We start from the raw sequence: 1,930 nt of genomic DNA on the forward strand, positions 1-1,930 counted from the left end.
CCTAAACTCCGCACACCCTAGTGTATAACTAGGGTAAATCTCATCACAAATCCATTAAATATTACACTTTTACCCCTGTTTTTTAAGAAATTCTCTTTACTTATTCTTATTACGGGTGTAACATAGTCTATAATATATTTAATGGACTATTCATATGACAGACTCAACAGACATCAAGTGGAATTTCTCAAGTTATACAGATAAAAAAGGCAGAACCTACATTATTTCTTACTACAATAAATGGGATTCGATAAAAAAACAGTCCCGTGTTGCCCATCGTGTTCATGTAGGCAGACTTAATTCCGATACAGGAGAGGTTTCACTGGGAAAAACCTATCTTGAACTGCATCCGGAATACACTGGTTGTTCTGTCTTTTATGAAGACAACCGACTTGTTATCAGGTCAGCTGAAGAAGCTTTGTCCATCAGACAGGAGGCAGATATTGATTTATCCTGGAGATGTGACTGCATCTCATTCGGTCTGACCTATTCCCTGTGGGAAATGGCAAAACGGCATGGAATAATAAGTTCATTAAAGTCCGTGTTTGGAGAAGACGGTCTTGATCTTCTGAGGCTTGGTATTTATGAACTGTGTTCTCACTCCATGGCCATGCATAACTATGAAGACTGGCTTTCAATGTATTATCTTCCTGACGCCCAACCTTTATCAGGTCAGAAAATCAGCAGGCTTCTGGCCACGGTTACTCAGGAAAAAATTGATGATTATTTTACATTACGCCATTCAAGGCTTACCGAACTTCATCAGCAGAAAAAGGAATATGCCAATAAGAAAGGGCTGTATGTGCCGCCCATGATGATGGCCATGGATTCAACCAGCATCAGCACATATTCAAAGTCGATTGATGATGCGGCTTTTGGTCATGCCAAACAGGATGACTTTCTCAAACAGGTTAATCTGACTTTATGTGTAGATTATGCGTCCGGCGATGTCTGTTACGCATATGAATCAGAAGGCTCAGTTAACGACATGACCATATTCCCAGATATTCTTATGCGGATGAGGAACATGGGGATGGATCTGTCCGATATTTTAGTAGTTACCGACCGCGGGTATTCTTCTGTCATGAACGTTCAGAAACAGATTAACGTTCAAATAAAATTTCTAACAGGCGTAAAGCTTACCGAGGATTCCGTAAAAGCAAAGATCGACCGATATAAGGAAAGCCTGAACAACCCCGTTTTCATGAAAGGAGTCCTGGGAGTTTATGCCAGAACCGGTGAGGTTGAAAAATGGAGTTCTACCTGCGAAGGCTATACCATAGACCACGATGTCTATCTCCATCTTTATCACTCAGGAACCTTGGGTGAACAGGAAAATGTTAACTTCATGCGTGATGTGCAGAGACTTTTAGACATCCAAAACAATAAATTAAAAACGGATCGGAATTTATGGCAGAGATATTCAAAATACATAGAACAGGACAAGAAAACAAAGACCTGGTATCTGAAAGCCGATGCTGTGGAAAAGGCCTGTCGTTACAATGGATATTTTGCTTTAAGAACCAATGAAATATCAGATCCGTTTGATGCTCTCGTCGTATACAGAGAAAGGAATATTGTAGAAGTTGCTTTTAAACAGTTTAAGGTTTTGAACGGAGGTGAACGCCTCTACGCAACAGGTTCAACATATAAGGGAAAAATATTCATTCACCTTCTGGCTCAGACATTGAGGATGATGATGTGCGTCACCGCTGCAGGACATAAAGCCGAGGGAAAAGTACTCCCTGGAGAATCATTGGAAAAGGCAATGATACAGCTTAAAAAGCTTCAGGCTACCAAAGCCCCGGGAATAGGTTCTTACATAACAAAAGAGATCCCTAAAAAAACCAGAGATCTCTTCGACTTATTTGGCATACCTTACCCTAAGAAGCACATCAAAAATTAGAAACTATGATCTGCGGAGTTAGGG

Annotated in this window: 1 protein-coding gene; it reads left to right on the forward strand. The window is 40.5% G+C overall.

Features of this window, described 5'->3' with window-relative positions; all coding sequences use genetic code 11:
- Positions 1–154: 154 nt before the first annotated feature.
- The gene (locus T489_RS14795) at positions 155–1,906 is read left to right on the forward strand and encodes an IS1634 family transposase (RefSeq protein ID WP_031580298.1); all 1,752 of its coding nucleotides are present in this window, start codon (positions 155–157) and stop codon (positions 1,904–1,906) included.
- Positions 1,907–1,930: the final 24 nt, after the last annotated feature.

The organism is Ruminobacter sp. RM87 (assembly GCF_000701925.1).
Lineage (GTDB): Bacteria > Pseudomonadota > Gammaproteobacteria > Enterobacterales > Succinivibrionaceae > Ruminobacter > Ruminobacter amylophilus.

What these genes read in the sequence shown, in the direction of transcription:
- T489_RS14795 (WP_031580298.1), top strand. Translation starts at nt 155, where the DNA reads ATGACAGACTCAACAGACATCAAGTGGAATTTCTCAAGTTATACAGAT.